This window comes from Mesorhizobium sp. B2-7-1 (genome assembly GCF_006440735.1).
Taxonomy (GTDB): domain Bacteria; phylum Pseudomonadota; class Alphaproteobacteria; order Rhizobiales; family Rhizobiaceae; genus Mesorhizobium.
Genome location: NZ_VFUA01000035.1, coordinates 22,920 through 43,221, shown reverse-complemented (window position 1 = coordinate 43,221; position 20,302 = coordinate 22,920). Strand labels below are relative to the sequence as shown.

General features: G+C 64.0%; 17 protein-coding genes. 11 read left to right on the top strand and 6 right to left on the bottom strand.

Going from position 1 to position 20,302, the window contains the following annotated elements; all coding sequences use genetic code 11:
* Window positions 1–134 precede the first annotated feature (134 nt).
* On the top strand, window positions 135–800 hold the full coding sequence (locus tag FJ471_RS15545; RefSeq protein WP_140804444.1) for an alpha/beta hydrolase: 666 nt from the start codon (window positions 135–137) through the stop codon (window positions 798–800).
* Here the strand turns inward: FJ471_RS15545 and FJ471_RS15540 are convergent.
* Entirely contained in the window at window positions 784–1,416 is a 633-nt protein-coding gene (locus FJ471_RS15540; RefSeq protein ID WP_140804442.1) for a TetR/AcrR family transcriptional regulator C-terminal domain-containing protein, read from the bottom strand. The genes FJ471_RS15545 and FJ471_RS15540 overlap by 17 nt on opposite strands.
* A gap of 75 nt (window positions 1,417–1,491) precedes the next feature.
* On the opposite strand from FJ471_RS15540, the gene FJ471_RS15535 reads away from it, so the two are divergent.
* The 5 genes from FJ471_RS15535 (at window position 1,492) to FJ471_RS15515 (ending at window position 7,290) form a co-directional block, all read left to right on the top strand.
* Window positions 1,492–2,685 carry a TCR/Tet family MFS transporter gene (locus tag FJ471_RS15535; protein ID WP_140804440.1) on the top strand — a complete coding sequence of 398 codons (1,194 nt, stop codon included), beginning with the start codon at window positions 1,492–1,494 and terminating at the stop codon, window positions 2,683–2,685.
* Between the two features lie 101 nt (window positions 2,686–2,786).
* Window positions 2,787–3,866, top strand: coding sequence for a toxic anion resistance protein (locus tag FJ471_RS15530; protein WP_140804438.1), 1,080 nt, complete (start codon window positions 2,787–2,789; stop codon window positions 3,864–3,866).
* A gap of 120 nt (window positions 3,867–3,986) precedes the next feature.
* The gene (locus FJ471_RS15525; protein WP_140804436.1) at window positions 3,987–5,558 is read left to right on the top strand and encodes a VWA domain-containing protein; all 1,572 of its coding nucleotides are present in this window, start codon (window positions 3,987–3,989) and stop codon (window positions 5,556–5,558) included.
* Between the two features lie 8 nt (window positions 5,559–5,566).
* Window positions 5,567–6,184, top strand: coding sequence for a 5-bromo-4-chloroindolyl phosphate hydrolysis family protein (locus FJ471_RS15520; RefSeq protein WP_140804434.1), 618 nt, complete (start codon window positions 5,567–5,569; stop codon window positions 6,182–6,184).
* Window positions 6,184–7,290, top strand: a complete 1,107-nt coding sequence (locus tag FJ471_RS15515; RefSeq protein WP_140804432.1) for a hypothetical protein — start codon at window positions 6,184–6,186, stop codon at window positions 7,288–7,290. Before FJ471_RS15520 ends, FJ471_RS15515 begins: the two co-directional genes overlap by 1 nt.
* Before the next feature lie 23 nt (window positions 7,291–7,313).
* Here FJ471_RS15515 and sthA read toward each other — a convergent pair whose 3' ends face one another.
* On the bottom strand, window positions 7,314–8,702 hold the full coding sequence (gene sthA / locus FJ471_RS15510) for a Si-specific NAD(P)(+) transhydrogenase (RefSeq protein WP_140804430.1): 1,389 nt from the start codon (window positions 8,700–8,702) through the stop codon (window positions 7,314–7,316).
* Window positions 8,703–8,975: 273 nt separating this feature from the next.
* Between sthA and FJ471_RS15505 the strand changes: the two genes are divergently transcribed.
* The 4 genes from FJ471_RS15505 (at window position 8,976) to FJ471_RS15490 (ending at window position 12,099) form a co-directional block, all read left to right on the top strand.
* Window positions 8,976–9,563 (top strand): isoprenylcysteine carboxylmethyltransferase family protein, encoded by a 588-nt coding sequence (locus FJ471_RS15505; RefSeq protein ID WP_224669451.1) that lies wholly within the window; start codon window positions 8,976–8,978, stop codon window positions 9,561–9,563.
* A gap of 130 nt (window positions 9,564–9,693) precedes the next feature.
* Complete coding sequence (locus tag FJ471_RS15500) at window positions 9,694–10,164, top strand: RDD family protein (RefSeq protein WP_140804428.1); 471 nt, start codon at window positions 9,694–9,696, stop codon at window positions 10,162–10,164.
* A gap of 149 nt (window positions 10,165–10,313) precedes the next feature.
* A complete protein-coding gene (locus FJ471_RS15495) occupies window positions 10,314–11,078 on the top strand; it encodes an arginyltransferase (protein ID WP_140804426.1) in 765 nt (254 codons plus the stop codon).
* 124 nt (window positions 11,079–11,202) lie between these two features.
* Window positions 11,203–12,099, top strand: coding sequence for a DMT family transporter (locus FJ471_RS15490; protein ID WP_140804424.1), 897 nt, complete (start codon window positions 11,203–11,205; stop codon window positions 12,097–12,099).
* Here the strand turns inward: FJ471_RS15490 and FJ471_RS15485 are convergent.
* Window positions 12,087–13,286, bottom strand: coding sequence for an AI-2E family transporter (locus FJ471_RS15485; protein ID WP_140804422.1), 1,200 nt, complete (start codon window positions 13,284–13,286; stop codon window positions 12,087–12,089). The two genes, FJ471_RS15490 and FJ471_RS15485, sit on opposite strands and share 13 nt — an antisense overlap.
* 332 nt (window positions 13,287–13,618) lie before the next feature.
* Window positions 13,619–15,874, bottom strand: coding sequence for a DNA topoisomerase IV subunit A (gene parC / locus FJ471_RS15480; RefSeq protein ID WP_140804420.1), 2,256 nt, complete (start codon window positions 15,872–15,874; stop codon window positions 13,619–13,621).
* A gap of 416 nt (window positions 15,875–16,290) precedes the next feature.
* Here parC and FJ471_RS15475 point away from each other — a divergent pair, with 416 nt between their 5' ends.
* Entirely contained in the window at window positions 16,291–17,481 is a 1,191-nt protein-coding gene (locus tag FJ471_RS15475) for a hypothetical protein (RefSeq protein ID WP_140804418.1), read from the top strand.
* A 94-nt stretch (window positions 17,482–17,575) separates the two neighbouring features.
* Here FJ471_RS15475 and aspS read toward each other — a convergent pair whose 3' ends face one another.
* Complete coding sequence (gene aspS / locus FJ471_RS15470) at window positions 17,576–19,372, bottom strand: aspartate--tRNA ligase (protein ID WP_140804416.1); 1,797 nt, start codon at window positions 19,370–19,372, stop codon at window positions 17,576–17,578.
* A gap of 113 nt (window positions 19,373–19,485) precedes the next feature.
* Complete coding sequence (locus FJ471_RS15465; RefSeq protein ID WP_140804414.1) at window positions 19,486–20,244, bottom strand: DeoR/GlpR family DNA-binding transcription regulator; 759 nt, start codon at window positions 20,242–20,244, stop codon at window positions 19,486–19,488.
* Between the last annotated feature and the right edge of the window lie 58 nt (window positions 20,245–20,302).

Sequence of the window (20,302 nt, the reverse complement as noted above, 5' to 3'; positions counted from 1 at the left end):
GATTCCTCCCAAGGGGAGTGTATCGGCGCAGAAACGGACTGAAATGCGCATGGTTCAATCAACTTTCGCGGAGCGCGAAAATATTCCGTTTTGAAGCCGGCAAATCAACGAATCTCTCATGGAATCAAATGGATATGAGCGCTCCTGAATATAGCGACGAAAACACCATCCTGCACAGCGATCTCGGCTTTCGCTACCGGGTGGTGACGCCGGCAAATGCAAGCGGTGAGTGCCTGTTCGTGCTGCATGGGTCCGGTGTCGACGAGACGACGATGCTGCCGCTGGCGAGACAGATCGCACCCCATTCGGTGGTCGTCGCGGCGCGCGGCCGTATCCCACAGGAGGATGGATTTCGTTGGTTCGAGCGAATCACGCCGATCAGCTTCGAGCAGGTCTCCATCCGTACCGAGACATCAGCCTATGCTCAGTTCGCAACGGAAGTCGCGCACCGGCATGGGCTCGACCTGAAGCGTGCGACTTTCCTTGGCTATTCGAACGGCGCCAACGTCGTCTCCAGTCTGATGCTGCTCCATACCGGCATTGTCAGGCGGGCGGCGCTAATGCGGGCGATGCCGGTGCTCGACAATTCGCCAATGGTAGATCTCAGGGCGACGTGCGTGCTGATCGTCGCCGGCGCCGCCGACCAGACTTATGGCCCTTTCGCGCCAGCCCTGGTGACATTGTTGAGCGAACGCCACGCCGAGGTCGACGCGCGCATCGTTGCCTCGGGTCATGAATTCGGCGATGCGGACGCCGCGATCATACGGCAGTGGCTGGCGGGTCCTATGCCGGCGGCCTGACCGCGCCGGCCAAACGGGCCTCGGCGCCGGCAATCAACAGGTCGAGGCCGTTCTCGAAAAGCGCCGCGTGGCCACCGGCCCGGTAACGGGCGAGCGCCTCACTGAACAAAGGCAGGCCGCTTGCCGCCTCGTCCAGCGCGGCGCGCCGGCCGGGGCCTGCCGGGTATTCCGCCTGCTCCTCGAGGACGCAGCCCACCGTGTAGCGGCCGATCGAGATCAAAAGCTCGAGCGCCATGACCGGGCTGAGACCGGCATCGCCCAGGAAATGCAGCAATTTTTCGAACCGCTCGACTTCGCCGGGCTCGGCCTCGGTGCCGGCGTGAACGCGCGCGCCATCGCGGAAAGCAACCAGCGCGGCGCGGAAACTGCGCGCATTACTGCGCACGAAATCCTGCCAGCTCTCGCCGGGCGCGGGCATCGGGTGGTTGTGACCGCGCCTGAGTATTTCCTCATTCATCGCATCAAGCAAGGCGCGCTTGTTCTTGAAATGCCAGTAGAGCGCCGGCTGCTGAACCTTCAGCCGCTGCGCCAGCAGGCGCGTCGACAACCGGTCGATGCCGACCTCGTTCAACAGGTCGAGCGCCGCATCGACAATCTGTCGCTTGTCCAGCTTCATCTCTTGCGTCCGTTTCTTTATCGATGATAAGGAGCCTACCCTTATCGACGATAAATTAATGGAAAGTAGCGGGCGATGAAAAGAGCCTATCTCGTTTTGCTGATGGCCATGGCGATGGACGCCGTCGGCATCGGTCTGGTCATGCCGGTGCTGCCTGGCCTGCTGCGTTCGGTCGGCCATGTCGATGACATCGGCTGGATCTTTGGCGCCTTCCTCTCCGTCTATGCCGCCATGCAGGTGGTGTTCTCGCCCCTGCTTGGTGCGCTCTCGGACCGGTATGGCCGCCGGCCGGTGCTGCTTCTGTCGCTGGCGGGCGCGATGGCCGATTACCTCTTCATGGCTTTCGCGCTGCCGCTGCTGTTCGCCGGGCGCATCATCGCCGGCATCACCGGCGCCAGCATGGCGGTTGCCTCGGCCTTGATGGCCGATATCACCGAAGAGGACCGCCGCGCCCGCGGCTTCGGCCATTTGAGCGCTGCCTTCGGTGTCGGCTTCATTGCCGGCCCGGCTTTGGGCGGCGTGCTGGGCGACGTCTGGCTGCGCGCGCCGTTCCTGGCCGCCGCCACCCTCAACGGCCTGAACCTGGCGCTCGCCTTCTTCCTGCTGCCGGAACCGAAACGCGCTGGCAATCCGGTGGAAATGCCGTCGCTCAACCCGCTGGCGCCGCTGCGCTGGGCCTTTTCTTTCCCTGCCCTGCTGCCGCTGCTCGGCGCCTTCGCCGTGCTCAGCCTCGTCGGCGAGGTCGGCGGTACGATCTGGGTGCTGTATGTCCAGGACAAATTCAGCTGGGACCTGTTCACCGTCGGCATCTCGCTGGCGCTGTTCGGCCTGTTCCATGCCGGAGCGCAAGGCTTCGTCGCCGGCCCGATCGCCGAGCGCTGGGGCGAAAGGCGCGCGCTGCTCGTCGCCATCCTCGCCGACAGCGCGGCCTACGTCTCGGTCGCGCTTGCCTGGCGGGGCTGGATGGCGTTCGCGCTGCTGCCGCTCTTCTGCCTTGGCGGCATCGGCACCCCCGCACTGCAATCCCTGCTCACGTCACGGGTCGGCGCCGATCACCAGGGCCGGCTGCAGGGCGTGCTTACCAGCATGACCAGCCTGGTCTCGGTGGTCGGGCCGCTTGCCATCGCAACGCTCTATTTCCGCACACGCAGCTTCTTTCCCGGGCTGGTGTGGATCGCGGGTGCCGCGCTCTATCTCATCTGCCTGCCGCTGCTCGCCCGGTCGCCTGCCGCAACGCGGGTAGAGGTGCCTCGCCCAGGCACGAGTTGAAGGGCCAGGCATTTCACAACCCAGCGCGGCGTACCGCCCTGCTGTCATATGTCTGTCACACACTGTCTATCGAGATACTGTTCACTCACGGGGAGGTCTGAATGGCCGACGAGAACAGCATCACTCTGCTCGACGACACTTCGAAATTGCCGGTAATCGCGGCCAATCCCGGTGAAGTCGCCAGGATCGAAGGCGGCATCGATATCCGCGACCGCGCGGCGATTTCGGTCTTCGGCGACCGCGCCCAGCAAGCGGTCAGCGACTATGCCGACAAGATTCTGTCGCAGATCCGCAACCGCGATCTCGGCGACACCGGCACGCTGCTGACCGATATCATCATGAAAGCCCGGAATCTCGACCCCGCCTCGCTGAAGGAGGAAGGGTTCCTGAGCAACCTGTTCTCCTCGTTCAAGGCGCGGCTCGAGCGCTTCAAGGAGAAATACGAGGATGTGGCCGGGCAGATCGACCGCATCGGCCTGGAGCTCGATCGTCACAAGGACACGCTGCGCCGAGACATCGCCGTGCTCGATGACCTCCACGAGCAAACGAAGGAGTCCATCCTCAACCTCGACGCCTATGCGCAGGCCGGCAAGAAATTCGTGGACGATTACCGCGCCAACGAATTGCCGAAGCTCAAGGCCGCGGCCGACGCCAAGGCAAGCGATTCAGCCGGAGCGCTGGAGGCTCAGGCCTATCAGGACGCGGTGCAGGCGCTCGACCGGCTGGAAAAGCGCATCTTCTATCTGGTGCAGGCGCGCCAGCTCGGCATCCAGCAATTGCCGCAGATCCGCATCGTGCAGTCGGGCGACGAGACGCTGATCGAGAACTTGCAGGCGACCTCGGCGCTGACGGTGCCGGCCTGGAAGCAGAAGATGGTCATCCTGCTTGGGCTGACCAACCAGAAGTCGGCGCTGGAGCTGCAAAAGACGGTCACCGACGCCACCAACGAGATGATCCGCCAGACATCGAAGATGATGAAGGACCAGGCCATCTCGATCGAAGAGCAGGCGCAGCGCGGCATCGTCGATGTCGAGACGCTGGCGCAGGCCAACCGCGATCTGATCGACACGGTACAAGGCGTGCTCAAGGTCCAGGAGCAAGGCCGGCAGAAACGGGCCGATGTCGAAAAGCAGATGGACCAGATGACCGCCGACCTCAAGAAGGCGCTCACCGGAGCATGATGCCGAAAAGTGTGAAGCGGTTTTCGGACGACATCATGCTCAATCTCTTTGATTTGGAGCCGGATGGTTTCATGTCGAGTGGACCTGAAACCATCCGGCTCCAGGGCTGACGGGGCCTCGATGCGAATGAAGCTTTCGTCCGTACTGGTGCTGGCGGCCGCGCTGCTGCTCGCCGCCTGCAATTCGAGCCACGTCAAATTCTCGATCGTCTCCGGTTCCGAAAACACGGTGCTGGAACCGATCGTGCAGGAGTTCTGCGCCAAGCAGGGCGCGACCTGCTCCATCTCTTACCAGGGCTCGCTCGATATTGGCCTCGGCCTGCAGAAGCCCGCCGGCCTCGACCAGGATGCGGTGTGGCCGGCATCGAGCGTCTGGGTCGACCTGTTCGATACCGGCCGCAAGGTACGCAACCTCACCTCTATCGCGCAGATGCCGGTCATCCTCGGCGTGCGCAAATCCAAGGCCGCCGAACTGGGCTGGGTCGGCAAGGACGTGTACATGAAGGACATCCTTGCCGCGGTGAAAGACGGCAAGCTCAAATTCCTGATGACGTCGGCAACGCAGTCGAATTCCGGCGCCAGCGCCTATCTGGCGATGCTGTCCAGCGCGCTCGGCGGCAAGCAGGTGATCGAGCCCGGCGACCTCGACAACGCCTCCGTGCACGACACGGTCGGCGCCCTGTTGCAGGGCGTCGACCGCTCCTCCGGTTCGTCAGGCTGGCTGGCCGATCTCTATGTCGATTCCGCGCGCAAGGGCACGCTCTATGACGCGATGTGGAATTACGAGGCGACGCTGAAGGAGACCAACGACAAGCTGAAGCAGATGGGCGACGAGCCGCTCTATGCGGTCTATCCGGCCGATGGCGTGGCGGTCGGCGATTCCCCGCTCGGCTTCATCGATCACGGCCGCGGCACCGACGTCGAGAAATTCTTCACCGACCTGCTTGCCTATCTGCAATCGGACGCCGTGCGCAAGCGCATCGCCGACACCGGCCGGCGGCTGCCGCTCGGCGGGGCTGCGGTCCAGGCGACGGCGGAGCCCGATTGGAATTTCGACCCCGGCAGGCTGGTGACATCGATCCGCATGCCGGAGCCGGCGGTGATCCGCAAGGCGCTCGACCTCTACCAGCAGGCGCTGCGCAAGCCTTCGCTGACGGCGCTCTGCTTCGATTTCTCCGGCTCGATGGAGAATGAGGGCGAAACACAGTTGCAGCAGGCCGCCCAATTCCTGTTCACGCCGGAAAAGTCGAGCGAGGTGCTGGTGCAGTGGACGCCCTCCGACCATATCTTCGTGCTGCCTTTCGACAGCACGGTGCGCGACATCTTCGACGCGACCGGCGATCCGGCCGGCCAGAACCAGCTGCTGGGCGACGTGGCGCAGCAACGCGCCGGCGGCGGCACCGACATGTATGCCTGCGCGTCACAGGCGCTGCAGAAGATCCTGGCCACGCCCGACCTTTCGAAATACCTGCCGGCCATCGTGATCATGACGGACGGCCGCACCGACGGCAGCGCCGAACCGTTCTTGGCTGAATGGCGCCAGGCGCTGGTGCGGGTGCCGGTGTTCGGCATCACCTTCGGCGATGCCGACAAGAGCCAGCTCGACAGTCTCGCCAAGGCGACCTCGGCGCGTGTCTTCGACGGCGGCGCCGACCTTGCTGGCGCCTTCCGCGCCGCGCGCGGCTACAACTAAGGCCAATCATGCGCGGCTTGTTCGGCAATGACTGGAACTGGATCGTGGCGGGGCTGGTTTCGGCCGCGCTGCTGATTGGTCTCAGCACCCTCACCCATTTCCCCTTCCTGGTCTCAGCGGTGATCTCGGCGCTGGTGTTCGCCGGGCTGATCTTCGTGCTGGCGCCGCGCCAGCTTTTCGAAGGGCTCGACCTGCGCTCGATCGGCGGCGGCCAGGTGGCGTTCGCGCGCGAATTGCTGGCGCAGGCGCAGCCCGCCGCGGACCGGCTGGCGGCGGCGGCCAGCTCGATCGCCGACAAGGATATGAAGGCCAAGGTGAAAAACCTGTCCGACATCGCCGCCGACGTCATCTCCAAGGTCGAAGCGAAGCCGGCAAGCGCGGCTTCCGTCCGGCGCTTCCTGACCTATTACGTGCCGCAGGCGGCGGAGGTTGCGGAAGGCTATGCGACGCTGGCCGACCGCCGGGCGCCGAGCCAGCAGCGGCTCGCCACGATCGGCGCGGTGATCACCAAGTTGCAGGACGCCTTCGTCCACTATGCCGACAGCCAGGCGGACTCCGAGCTTGGCACGCTCGATGTTGACCTTCGACTCATCCAGGAGTCGCTGAAAGAGGATATCGGTCGCTGATGGCCCTTTCTCGCCGCGCATTCGGACTGGGACTGCTTGCCGCCGCCGCGGCCGGTACGGGCGGCTACCTGACGCTCAAGGACCGGCCGGAGTTCCGCGGCTATCTCGGTAACCGCGCGCATCTGTTCGGCTTCATCGGCGGCGAGAAGCAGGCCTTCCTCGCCGATCCCGACGTGGTCAGCGCACTGGGCGGCTACGGGCTGGAGCTCGATGCCCGCGTCGCCGGCTCGGTCGAAATGGTGCGCGAGCCTGCGCTCCTGACGCAGAAGCCGCAATTCCTGTGGCCGTCCTCGTCGATCATGGTCGACCTCGCGCGCAAGAGCGGCGTTTCCATCCGCAACGACCAGGTTGTGCTCAACTCGCCGATCGTCGTCTACACATGGGGGCCGGTGGTCGAAGGCCTGAAGAAGAGCGGGCTGGTCACCGTCGCCGCCAAGGGCGGCTACAACCAGCTCGATCTCAAGGCGCTGCTCGACGCGATCCTGGCCGGCAAGAACTGGTCGGATCTCGGCATTTCCGAGCTCTATGGCCGCGCCCGCATCGTCTCCACCGATCCCAACCGGTCCAATTCCGGCTTCATGTTTTCCGGTCTGGTGCTCAGCCTGATGAGCGGCGACGTCGCCACGCAGGAACTGCTCGCCCAGCATGGCGAGGAGGCCAAGTCGATCTTCCGCAGCATGGGCCTGAAATCGTCTTCATCGGGCAAGCTGTTCGACCAGTATATCGCCGGAGGCCTGGGTGCCGAGCCGATTGTGGTGGGTTACGAAAACCAGCTCGTGGAATGGGCGCTCGCCGATCCGGTCCGCTGGCAGCGCGTGCAGGCCGGCGCCGGAGCCAAGCCGGAAATCCTCTATCCGCGCCCCACCGTCTATTCGGCGCATCCGCTGATCGTCATCGATCCGGCGGTCGACCCGCTGCTCGAAGCGCTGACCAGCCCGAAGCTGCAGCAGCTCGCCTGGTCGAAGCACGGGTTCCGCGGGCCGCTCGGCACCGTGGCGGGCGATGCCGACGCCGTGGCCGGCGTGCGGCCGGCGGAAATCGAGGCGGTGCTGCCGATGCCATCGGCAGACGTGATGCTTTCGCTGCTGTCGCGGCTGGAAGTGTGACCGGCCGGCCCGGCCGGATCCCCTCACCCCTGCCCCATCCGGTTCCAGGCGTCGAGGCCGGCGATCTTGTAGGCTTCCGCCAATGTCGGATAGTTGAAGGTGTTGTTGACGAAGAAGTCGACCGTGCCGCCGAGGTTGATCACCGCCTGGCCGATATGGATGAGCTCGGTGGCGCCCTCGCCGACGATATGGGCGCCAAGCAGGCGGCGCGTCTCGACCGAAAACAACAGTTTCAGGAAGCCGCTCGAGACACCCATGATATGGCCGCGCGAGGTCTCGCGGAAGCGCGCCAGGCCGACCTCATAGGGGGCGCCGCTGTCGCGCACCTGCTCCTCCGACAGGCCGACGGTCGAGATCTCCGGCACGGCGTAGATGCCATAGGGAAAGCTCTCGGGCGGCGGCGGCAGGTTGACGCCGAAGGCGTGGCAGGCCGCCACCCTTCCCTGCTCCATCGAGGTCGAGGCCAGGCTCGGGAAGCCGATGACGTCGCCGGAAGCGTAGATGTTCGGCACGCTGGTCTGGAAGGTGTGCGGATCGACCTTGATGCGGCCGCGGGCGTCGGCCTCAATGCCGACCAGGTCGAGGCCGAGGCTGGCGACGTTGCCGGTGCGACCGGCGGCGTAGAGCACCATCTCGGAGCGGATGGTGCGGCCATCGGCCAGCGTCACCTCGGCATGATCGGGCTTCGAGGCGATCTCCTTCACCGTGCTGCCGAGGCGGATGGTCATGCCGCGGTCGCGCATCTGGTGGATGAAGTCGTCGACGATCTCGCGATCGATGAAATCGAGAATGGTGTTGCGCGGCTCGACAAGTGTCACCGGCACGTCGAGCGCGGAAAAGATGGTGGCGTATTCGACGCCGATGACGCCGGCGCCGATCACCGTCAGCGTGCGCGGCAGATGGTGGAGCTCCAGCATCTCGTCGCTGTCGAAGACGCGCTTCTTGTCGAAGGGCACGTCGGCCGGCCGGTGCGGCCGGGTGCCGACGGCGATCAGCGCGTTGGCAAAGCCGATCTCGCTGTAGTCGCCATTGTCGGCGGTCAGGCTGACCTTGTTGGGCGTGAGGAACTTCACCGCGGCGCGCGCGCTCCTCACCGTGTTGCGCATGAACTGGTGCTGCAGCACCTCCACCTCATGGTCCAGCGTCTTGTGCAGCCGGTCGACCAGGTCGCTGATCGAGATGTCCTGCTTGACCCGGTAGCCGCGTCCGTAGAAGCCGCGTTCGCGCCAGCCCGAGAGGTTGAGCACCGTTTCGCGCAGCGTCTTCGACGGGATGGTGCCTGTATGCACCGAGACACCGCCCAAACGCCGGCCCCTGTCGGCCACCAGCACCGACTTGCCGAGCTTGGCCGATTGCACCGCGGCGCGGCGCCCCGAAGGGCCGCTGCCGATGACCAGCATGTCGTAGTCCATGTCCCCGTCCCCTTTGTGCGCCGCAGCAAGCTAGACCGGGAAGAATGTCATGTTCAACAGGCAACACACCATTCCCTCGGCAGACGAATCCGCAATGCAACCAAAAGCATGCGAAACCTTAACCGGACGGCAAGGCTTGCGTGCAATGGTCATGCTGAGGGGACCGGGGTAACAGAGTTGGCGATTTCCAAAAGTGGTGCGCTGCCTGGCGCAGAGACTGGTTTTTGGTCCGGACTGCGAAGCAGCGAGGCCCTCGCCGACCTGCGCGAGGGCTTGTTCCGTTTCATCGCGCTGCTGGTCGCCGCGGTCTTCATCTATCGCGGTGCGCGCCATCTGGTCATCGATCCGGGCCGGCTGAACATCCTGCTGCTGATGATATCCGACGTCCTGACTTTCACCTGGCTGCTGCTGGCACGCCGACCGATTGTCCGCGACTGGAGCCCTTTCACGGTATTCATCTCGTTGACGGCCGGTTTCGGCTCGGGTTTCGTGTCGCTCCAGGACGGAGCCGCCATCATCCCGCTCTATATCGCGGCGCCGCTGCAATTCCTGGCGCTGTGGCTGGTGATCTGGGGCAAGATGTCCCTCGGCCGCTCCTTCGCCATCCTGCCTGCCAATCGCGGCGTCGTCACCGGCGGCGCCTACCGCTTCGTGCGGCACCCGATCTATGCCGGCTATCTGGCGGGACATATCCTTTTCCTGCTGTCGAGTTTCTCGATCTACAATTTCACCGTCTACGCGATCATCACCGTGTTCCAGATTCATCGCATCCTGCGCGAGGAACGCATCCTGGCGCTGACGGAGGAATATCGCGATTATCTCACGCGAGTTCGCTACAGGCTCTGTCCCGGCATCTTCTGATATCGCGCCCGGCATCTTCTGATATCGCGCCCGTCCGCCGGCGGGCACCTTCCTTGAATTCCGGACCGCCCTCACCATCTGACAAGGGCGACAGGCATCCTCAAGCGGATGCCGCGATCGAGGAACGGATATGAGCGCACACGTGTTGGACGGCGAGATCATCATGACCAGGTTCGAGGACACCCGCGCCTATCGCGGGGTGCGGACAAGGCGCATCTTTGCCTTCCTGCTCGACTATTTCTTCGTCGCGCTGCTGACCATTCCCTTCGCCATCCTAGTCGCCATTCTCGGGCTTTTGACCTTCGGCCTCGGCTGGGCGCTGTTTTCGGTTGTGGTGCCCATGGTCGCCATTCTCTACATCTGGAACACGCTGGGCAGCCGCGACCAGGCGACGACCGGCATGAAGATCATGGGCATCCGCCTGGAGAAGCTCGACGGCAGCCGCATCGACGGCATGACGGCCGTGGTTCACTCGGTGCTGTTCTGGGCCGGCAACGTCATCCTGACGCCGCTGGTGCTGCTGGTCACGCTGTTCTCCGACCGCAAGCGCACGCTGCACGACCTTTTGCTCGGCACCGTGGTCACCCGCACCGATATCTGACGCGTGTCCACGGCCGCGTTCATCGTACCGCCGCCTCGCTTGTGCTCAAATATGAACAGGCCGACGCCGTCGCGGCAGCACAATCCTGTTGAATTTTTCGCCGGCCGGGCCAAAGGTAGGGCGATTCGCAGGAGCGTTTCCAAGATTAGATGACGCAGCATCCGACCCAGTCGCCGCAGTTTTTCCTGACCGCGCCGTCGCCGTGCCCCTATCTGGAGGGACAGTTCGAGCGCAAGGTGTTCACGCACCTCGTCGGCGACAAGGCGCCGGAGATGAACGACCTCCTGACGCAAGGCGGCTTCCGGCGCTCGCAGAACATCGCTTACCGCCCGGCCTGCGAATCGTGCCGCGCCTGCGTTTCGGTGCGCATCCTGGCGCAGGAATTCGAGCCCAGCCGCAACATGCGCCGCGTCGTCCAGCACAATGCCGATCTCGTCGGCGCCATGCATGACGCGCAGCCTTCGACCGAGCAATACTCGCTCTTCCGCGCCTATCTCGACGCCCGGCATCGTCGCGGCGGCATGTCGGACATGACCGTGCTCGACTATGCCATGATGGTGGAAGACACGCATGTCGACACCAAGATCATCGAATACCGGCGTCGCGGCCCCGACACGTTCATAACCGGCAAGGGCCATGGCGAACTGATAGCCGTCGCACTCACCGACAAGATGGCCGATGGCCTGTCGATGGTCTATTCCTACTTCAATCCCGACTTCGAGGATCGCTCGCTCGGCACTTTCATGATCCTCGACCACATCGCCCGCGCCAAGGCGATGGGCCTGCCCCACGTCTATCTCGGCTACTGGGTCAACGGCTCGCGCAAGATGAATTATAAGATGCGCTTCATGCCGCAGGAGCATCTCGGCCCGAAAGGCTGGGAACGCTACGACCACGAAGCGGTCAGTCGCTGAACCGCCCTACGCTCCACCCTTAAACTGTTTCAAGGAGGAGGACGCTGGTCTTTCGGCCCTCAGGCTGGAAGGACCGCGGCATGGCCGCTTTGCGCCTCCTCAAGATTGCTTGCGAGACTGCCAAGTGTCCACCCATACCGATCACCAAAAAGGTCTGCTGATCACCGCCATTGGCGGCCTGACGCTGACCATCGATATACCGCTGATCCGGCTCGCCGACGGCACACCCTGGACGATCATGATGCTGCGCACCGGCACCACCTTGCTGGCGGGGCTGGTGATATGGGCCATCTGGCGATCGTTCGACAGGAACGCGCCCCGGCTCATTCCGGGCTGGTCGGGACTTGCCGTGGCTTTTTGCTACGGCCTGACCGGCATAACCTTCGTCACGGCGGTCTATCACACCTCGACGGCCGACCTTGTCTTCATCCTGGCCTTCAACACCGTGTTCGCGGCGCTGCTGTCATGGCTTTTCCTCAAGGAAAGACCACAGCTGGCAACCGTGATCGCCATGCTGGCGATGATCTTCGGCGTGCTGGTCATCGTCGGCGGCTCCGTCGGCACCGGGCATCTGTTCGGCGATTTCATGGCCCTGTGCTCGGCCTTCTTCATCGCCCTGGCCATCACCATTTCGCGCGCCAGCGGCAAGGATATGGGCTTCACCGCGCTCGTGGGCGTCATCATACCGCTGGGGCTCGCCGTCTTCATGGTTTCGGGCGAAGGGCTGCATGTCAACGCGCCGTGGTGGATCATCTTCAACGGCGCCGTGATCATGCCGATCTCGTTCTTCTGCCTTGCCAACGGCCCGAAATACATTTCGGGCCCGGAGGTGGCGATGTTCTATCTGTTGGAAACCGTGCTCGCCCCGGTGTGGGTCTGGCTGATCTTCGCCGAGGCGCCTTCGCGCAACAGCCTAATCGGCGGCACGGTCCTGATCATGACGCTGGTGGCGCATTCGCTGTGGCAATTGCATGAGGGTCGCAAGCGCCGGGCGGCACTCGCCGTGGCTCACCCGGCCTGAATCTTCCTTGGATCGGCCGCCGCCTCGATCTGGGGCGGCGCGCCGGCCTCGTCGGCCGCAGGCGGAATCTCGTCCATCAATTCGACTTCGCGCAGCCACTCGCGCCAGATGGCAACCAGCAGCGCCATCAATACCGGGCCGATGAACAGGCCGAGGAAGCCCATCGTCTTGACGCCGCCGATCAGGCCGAAAAAAGTCGGCAGGAACGGCAGCTTGATCGGGCCGCCGACGAGCTTGGGCCGCAGCGTCTTGTCGACGATGAAGAGCTCGACCGTGCCCCAGATGAACAGTGCCACGCCGGCGATCAGCTTGCCGCTGGCGGCAAGGTAGATCGACACCAGGGTGAAGGAGAGCGGCGCGCCGCCGGGGATCAGCGCCATGATGCCGGTGAGAGCGCCGAGCGTCACCGGCGACGGCACGCCGGCCAGCCAATAGGCGATACCCAGCACAAGGCCCTCGCCGATGGCAATGATGGTCATGCCGGTCACGGTCGAGGAGATGGTTGCCGGCACGACACGCGAGATCCGCTCCCAGCGTGTCGGCAGAATGCGTTCGCCGAGGCGATCGACCTGGGCCGCGAAAGACTCGCCGTCGCGATAGGCGAAGAACAGCGCGATCATCATGAACAGAAGCGTCAGCAACAGGCCGAAGGCGCTGCCGCCGGCGGCCAAGGCGCCGCGATAGATGGTGCCGATGTTGGAGCCGCTGATCAGCTGGATCAACTCGCCGATGCCGCCTGGATGGCCGAGATAGCCCGTCCACTGCTCGTTCAGCCACTCGCCGACCACCGGCATGGTGGCGATCCATTGCGGGGTCACCGCGCCGTGCCGATTGGTCTCGATCGCCCAGGTGACCCACTCGCGCAGCTCATTGATGGCATAGGTGCCGGCAAGCGCGATCGGCACCACCAGGAAAGTGAGGATGAACAGGATCGCCAAAGTCGCGCCGACGGTGCGGTTGCCACCGACCGCGACGAGCAGCCGGCGGTAGAGCGGCCAGCTGGCGAAGGCGATGACCAGCGCCGCCAGCACCGGGAACAGGAAACCGTGGAAGAAATAGACGCCGGCGGCCACGATCAGGACCAGGAGCCAGCGTGCCGCCGACAGCGGCGGGATGACCGCTGCCCTCAGCGGCGTCGACAGACCGAACAGTCGCTGCCCCGGCTTCTGGATCTCGGCCCGCTTCAACCCGGCGTTTCTCCCCTGCCCGATGGTTCAATGGATGCTTATGCATCATCATAGTGCAGCAATCGTGACGATAGTCCAAATAGTGCCTTTTCCTTCTCCCCTTGCGGGGTGAGCAGCCGGTTCGCGTAGCGAATTCATCGTGCCAGTGGCACGATGAAAGGCCGGCGAACGCCGGGACGCTGCGGAGCAGCGGGGACCCGGCCGGGGTGGATCGGCCACCACCCGGCCCTTCGCAGGCTCAGGGCGTTCGAAGCTCGAAAAGCCAAGCAATTGGCTTTTCGTCCGCTAAGGCGGACCGCTTCTCACCCCACAAGGGGAGAGGGGGAGCCTCACTACCCGAACTTACCCGTCCGTGGGAAACCCTTGGGCACCATGCGGCCGGCGGCCGCGCGCGCCCCGATCCACTCGGCAAGTTCCTCGCGCGACTTGACGAAGGTGCGATCGGCCGAATCCTGCCAGGAGAGGCCGGCTGCAAGCGTGAAGGTCTTCAGATCCAGCACGCCGCCATCCTTGTATTTCTGCAGCCGTACACCCTTGCCGCGCGCCATTTCGGGGATTTCGGCGAGCGGGAAAACCAGCATCTTGCGGTTCTCGCCGACGATGGCGAGATGGTCGCCCGACACCGGGATACAGCGCTTGGCCTCGTCCGGCGCCTTTACGTTCATCACCTGCTTGCCCTTGCGCGTGTTGGCGACGACCTCTTCCTCCGAGACGACGAAGCCGTTGGCGTCATAGGAAACGAGCAGCAGCTTGCGCTTCGGATCATGGACAAAGGCGGTGACGATGTCCTGGTCGTTCTCCATATCGACTATGATGCGGATCGGCTCGCCATGGCCGCGCCCCCCCGGCAGCCGGTCGGCGCCGATGGTGTAGAACTTGCCGCCGGTGGTGAAGACCAGGATCTTGTCCGTGGTCTGGGCATGGAAGGCGAGCTTCAGGCTGTCGCCTTCCTTGAAGGCAAGCTGCGAATGGTCGGTCAGGTGGCCCTTCATGGCGCGAAGCCAGCCCTTTTCCGACACCACGACGGTGACCGGCTCGCGCTCGATCATGGCATGCGCGATATCGGTCAGATCATGCTCGGGCGCGTCGGCGAACTGGGTGCGGCGCTTGCCAAGCTTGGTCTCGGGGCCGAACTTGTCGCGGACCTGAGTGACTTCCCACTTGATCGTCGACCATTGCTTGGCGTCCGACGCCAGCAGCGCCTCGATCTGCTTCTTTTCCGCGGTGAGGCCGTCGAATTCCTTGCGGATCTCGATCTCTTCGAGCTTGCGCAAGGCGCGCAGGCGCATATTGAGGATGGCTTCGGCCTGGTTGTCGGTGAGCGACCAGCGGGCCATCATCACCTGCTTGGGCTCATCCTCCTCGCGGATGATCCTGATGACCTCGTCGATGTTGAGATAGGCGATCAGGTAGCCGGCGAGGATTTCCAGCCGCTTCTCGATCTCGCCAAGCCGGTATTTCGAGCGGCGGATCAGAACCTCGCGGCGGTGGTCGAGCCACTCCTTCAGCACGCCTTTCAGCGAGAGGACGTTCGGCACCTTGCCGCGCGACAGCACGTTCATGTTGAGCGGGAAACGGCTTTCGAGCTCGGTGAGCTTGAACAGCGATTCCATCAGCAGGCCGGGATCGACGGTGCGGCTCTTCGGCACCAGGACGATGCGGATGTCTTCCGCGCTCTCGTCGCGGATGTCCTCGAGCAACGGCAGCTTGCGCGCCATCAGGAGCTCGGCGATCTTCTCGATCAGCCTGGCCTTCTGCACGCTGTAAGGGATCTCAGTGACGACGATGCTCCAGGTGCCCCTGCCCTGGTCCTCCTGGCCCCATTTCGAACGCACGCGGAAACCGCCGCGGCCCGTCTCATAGGCTTCGAGGATCGAGGCGCGGCTGTCGACGATGATGCCGCCGGTGGGGAAATCCGGTCCCTGGACGAAATCCATCAGCTTCGCCACCGGCGCGTCCGGATCTTCGATCAGATGGAGCGCGGCGTCACAAAGCTCGGCGGCGTTATGCGGCGGGATGGAGGTCGCCATGCCGACGGCAATGCCGGAGGAGCCGTTGGCGAGCAGGTTCGGGAATGCGCCGGGGAGAACGGACGGCTCCTCGTCCTCCTCATTGTAGGTCGGCCGGAAATCGACCGCGTCCTCGTTGATGCCGTCAAGCAGATCGGTCGCCACCTCGGTCATGCGCGCTTCGGTGTAGCGCATGGCGGCGGCGTTATCGCCGTCGATGTTGCCGAAATTGCCCTGCCCGTCGACCAGCGGGTAGCGCATCGAGAATTCCTGCGCGAGACGCACCAGAGCGTCGTAGATCGACTGGTCGCCATGCGGATGGAACTTGCCCATCACGTCGCCAACGATGCGGGCGCATTTGGCGAAGCCCTGATCGGGGTTGAGCCTGAGCAGCCGCATGGCATGCATGATGCGGCGGTGGACCGGCTTCAGTCCGTCGCGCACATCCGGCAGTGCTCGGTGCATGATGGTCGACAGCGCATAGGCAAGGTAGCGCTTCTCAAGCGCTTCCTTCAGATCGACCGGTTCGATTTTGTCGCCGCCGCCATTGTCATCAGGCGGCAAAAGCCTCTTTCCCATGGTTTTGGACTAGCCGAGCGGGTGATTCGCGGCAAGCGTCGCGTGAACATCGGCGCATTTCGCCGCGGCCATAGGCGCGCCCCGGCGATGTGAAGGATTTCACGGAAACGGCGCCGCGGCAGCTGCAATTTGCCGCCGATCTGCAACAGGCCGTGGCGGCTCTATCATGCCGGCCAACATCAATCCGTTACATGCGGCCACTATCTGGCATGCAACACGCTGGCGGAAGGGGCCGCGGCCTTCATGACAAATTCACCGCATCAAGCAATGGCTGCCGACCGGCATTTGCTTTTCATCGCCATTTTCGACAAATGTGCCGGGAAATGCCTTCTTCCCGTCCCGTTCGTCACGGAATGGTGATGGAACAGGCTTCAAAACAATTTCATCATAGCCAAATCAAGACAGGGAACTCGCCCATGACGATCCAACGCTCAACGCTTAAGAAACTGGCCTTTTCGACCTTTCTGCTGACGCTGCCGCTCAACGCGGCCTTCGCCGCCGATCCGGCGGTGGCCGAGCGCATCAAGGCAGCCCTTGCCGCCCAGGGCGTCGACATTTCCTGGACCGGCGTCTCCGGCGACGATTCGAACGCCGTGCTGCAGGGCGTCTCCATCAAGCCGGCGGCCGAGAAGGAAGCGCTGACGATCGGCGACGTGAAGCTGGAAGGGATCAGCGAAGCCAATGGCGGCTTTGAGATCGCCACCGTCTCGACCTCGCCTTTCGAGCACAGCAAGGACGGCGTGACGCTCAACCTCAGCCCGGTGGTCATCCACGACATGAAGGTCCCGGCCGAAGGCGGCACCGACCCGCTCGGCTCGCTGATGATGTACAAGTCGGCCGAACTCTCCAACATGACGGTCAAGGTCGGCGACAAGACGGCGTTCGCGATGGACGGGCTTGCCGTCCAGATCACCCCGCCGGCCGACGGCAAGGCAATGGACTTCACCGCCAACACCGAAAAATTCACCGCCGACCTGTCGCTGGTCGACGACCCCAAGTCGAAGGAAGCGATCGAGGCGCTCGGCTACCAGAACATCTCGGGCAACATCGACATGGCCGGCACCTGGCAGCCGAGCGACGGCAAGATGGAGCTGACGAAATATGACGTCTCGGTCGAGAATGCCGGCACGCTCGGCATGACCTTCGACCTCGGCGGCTACACGGTCGACTTCATCAAGTCGATGCAGGCTATGCAGAAGCAGCTCGCCTCGCAGCCGGAAGGCGCCGACAAATCGGCGCAGGGCATGGCTATGCTCGGCCTGATGCAGCAGCTTTCCTTCAATGGCGCCTCAGTGCGCTTCGAGGACGATTCATTGACCGGCAAGGTGCTCGACTATGTGGGCAAACAGCAGGGCATGTCAGGTAAGGACATCGCCAATCAGGCCAAGGCGATCGTGCCGTTCGGCATGGCGCAGCTCAACAATCCCGAGCTGACGGCCGAGGTCTCGGCGGCGGTCAACACCTTCCTCGACGATCCGAAGAGCCTGGAAATCTCGGCCGAACCGCCGTCGTCGGTGCCGTTCGCGCTGATCATGGCCGGCGCCATGTCCAACCCTCTCGACCTGCCCAAGACGCTCGGCGTCAAGGTCAAGGCGAACCAGGACTGATCGAGCGAACCGCTCAAACAAAGCCCGGCAGAGATGCCGGGCTTTTTTGTTGAGGCCGATTCTTCAAGCGAAGAGAAAGGCTTGGCTCTGAGTCCTAGCCTTCCTTCTTGGCCACTGCGACGCGCAGCGACAGCTCGCGCAGCTGCTGAGGGGTCGCTTCCGACGGCGCGTTCATCAACAGGTCGTAGGCCTGCTGGTTCATCGGGAACATGGTGATCTCGCGCAGGTTCTTTGCCCCGACGAGCAGCATGACGATGCGGTCGACGCCGGCCGCCATGCCGCCATGCGGCGGCGCGCCATACTGGAAGGCGCGGTAGAGACCGCCGAAGCGCTCCTCCACCGTCGCGCGGTCCAACCCGACCATCTCGAACGCCTTGACCATGGTTTCCGGCAGATGGTTGCGGATACCGCCCGACGCGATCTCGAAGCCGTTGCAGACCATGTCGTACTGGAACGCCTTGATGCCGAGCGGCTCCTGGCCGTTCAGCGCATCGATGCCGCCCTGCGGCATGGAGAACGGGTTATGGGCGAAGTCGATCTTCTTCTCGTCTTCGTTCCATTCGAAGAACGGGAAGTCGACGATCCAGCAAAGCTCGAACCGCTCGCGGTCGACCAAGTTCAGTTCCTCGCCGGCGCGCGTGCGCGCCGCGCCAGCGAAGGTGACGAACTTCTTCGGGTCGCCGGCGACGAAGAACGCGGCGTCGCCATCGGCAAGGCCGAGCTGCTGGCGGATCGCCTCGGTGCGCTCCTCGCCGATGTTCTTGGCCAGTGGGCCGGCGCCTTCGAGTTTTTCACCTTCCTTGCGCCAGAAGATATAGCCCAGCCCCGGCTGGCCCTCGCCTTGCGCCCAGGAATTCATGCGGTCGCAGAAGGCGCGGCTGCCGCCGGTCTTGGCGGGAATGCCCCACACTTCGGCCTTGGCGTCGTTGGCCAGGATGTTGGCGAACACCTTGAAGCCGGAATCGCGGAAATGATCCGAGACCGCCTGCATCTCGATCGGGTTGCGCAGGTCCGGTTTGTCGGAGCCGTATTTGCGCATGGCCACGTCATAAGGGATGCGCTGGAACTTCTGCGTCACCGGCTTGCCGGCAGCGAAGGTTTCGAAGACGCCGCGAAGCACCGGCTCCATGGTGGAGAGCACATCGTCCTGTTCCACGAAGCTCATCTCGAGGTCGAGCTGGTAGAATTCGCCCGGCAGGCGGTCGGCGCGCGGATCCTCGTCGCGGAAGCAGGGCGCGATCTGGAAATAGCGGTCGAAGCCGGAAACCATGATCAGCTGCTTGTACTGCTGCGGCGCCTGCGGCAGCGCGTAGAATGTGCCTGGATGGATGCGCGACGGCACCAAGAAGTCGCGCGCGCCTTCCGGCGACGAAGCGGTGAGGATCGGCGTCGAAAATTCGATGAAGCCGACCTCGCCCATGCGCTTGCGCATCTCGGCGATGATCTTGGTGCGCGCGACGATGTTCTTGTGCAGCGTCTCGCGGCGCAGGTCGAGGAAGCGGTATTTCAGGCGGATGTCTTCGGGATAATCAGGCTCGCCGAAGACCGGCAGCGGCAGCTCCTTGGCGGCCGACAGCACTTCGATCTCGCGCGCGAAAATCTCGATCTCGCCGGTCGGCAGGTTGGCGTTCGTCGTCTCCGGCAGGCGCGCCTTGACCTCGCCGTCGACGCGGATCACCCATTCGCCGCGCACCGTCTCGGCGACCTTGAAGGCTGGCGAGTCCGGATCGGCGACGATCTGGGTCAGACCATAATGGTCGCGCAAGTCGATGAAGAGCAGGCCGCCATGGTCGCGCACGCGATGCACCCAGCCCGACAGGCGGACGGAATTGCCGACGTCGCTCTTTCTCAACTGGGCACAGGTGTGGCTGCGGTAACGATGCGTGGTCATGGGTAAAGTCCGGAAAATTGCGGGCATCAGCCCGGCTCGAAAATTGGCGCGAAAAGCGCATGAGAGGCCGGCTTTGTCAAGGCAACCGGTCACACAGGCGCCGCTTCTGCCGTTCAAGCAAAATGGATTTGCGCGCCCCGGCTTTGGAAATCGGCGAGCGTGGCGACAGGCGCGGTCTTTTCCACCACAAGGTGGCGGATCGCATCCGCCCCCGTCACGCGGTACGGCGCGGCGGTGATGAGCTTGTCGTTGGTGACGGCAATGACGATGCCGGCGCTGTTTTTCGCCATGGCGCGTTTCACCTCGGCTTCGGCCGGATCGAAGGCGGTGACGCCGCGCGCGACATCCAGCCCGCAGGATCCCAGAAAGAACAGATCGGCGCCGAGCTGCGCCACCGCGGCGAGCGTGTCGGCGCCGACGCACGTGCCGAGATCGGGCACATAGCGGCCACCGAGCACGATCAGTTCGACCAGGGGAAGGTCCGCCAGCGCCGAGGCCACGCCCAGCGCATTGGTGGCAACGGTCAGTTCCATGTCGCGCGGGATCGCCCTGGCGATCGCCTCGTTGGTCGTGCCGCCGTCGATGAAGAGCGACTGCCCCGCGCTCAGCAGCGCAACGGCTGCGCTGGCGAGCCGCGTTTTTTCCTCGACCGCGTGACGGCTGCGCTGGCTGAGCGTCGCGGCGGCAAAGGGCGCCGAGGTGACCGCTCCGCCATAGACGCGGCGCAGCTGCCCGGCCTTGGCAAGTTCCCTCAGATCGCGGCGCACCGTGTCTTCCGACACGCCGAAACGGCCGGCGAGCTCGCCGGCCAGCACCTTTCCGTCCGCCGCAAGCTGGTCGCGAATGAGTTGATGGCGTTCCTCGGTGAGCATGCACGATCCTATTTATTTGTGCACGTTGTTGCATGTTTTGCCTGTTCATGCAAGAAAG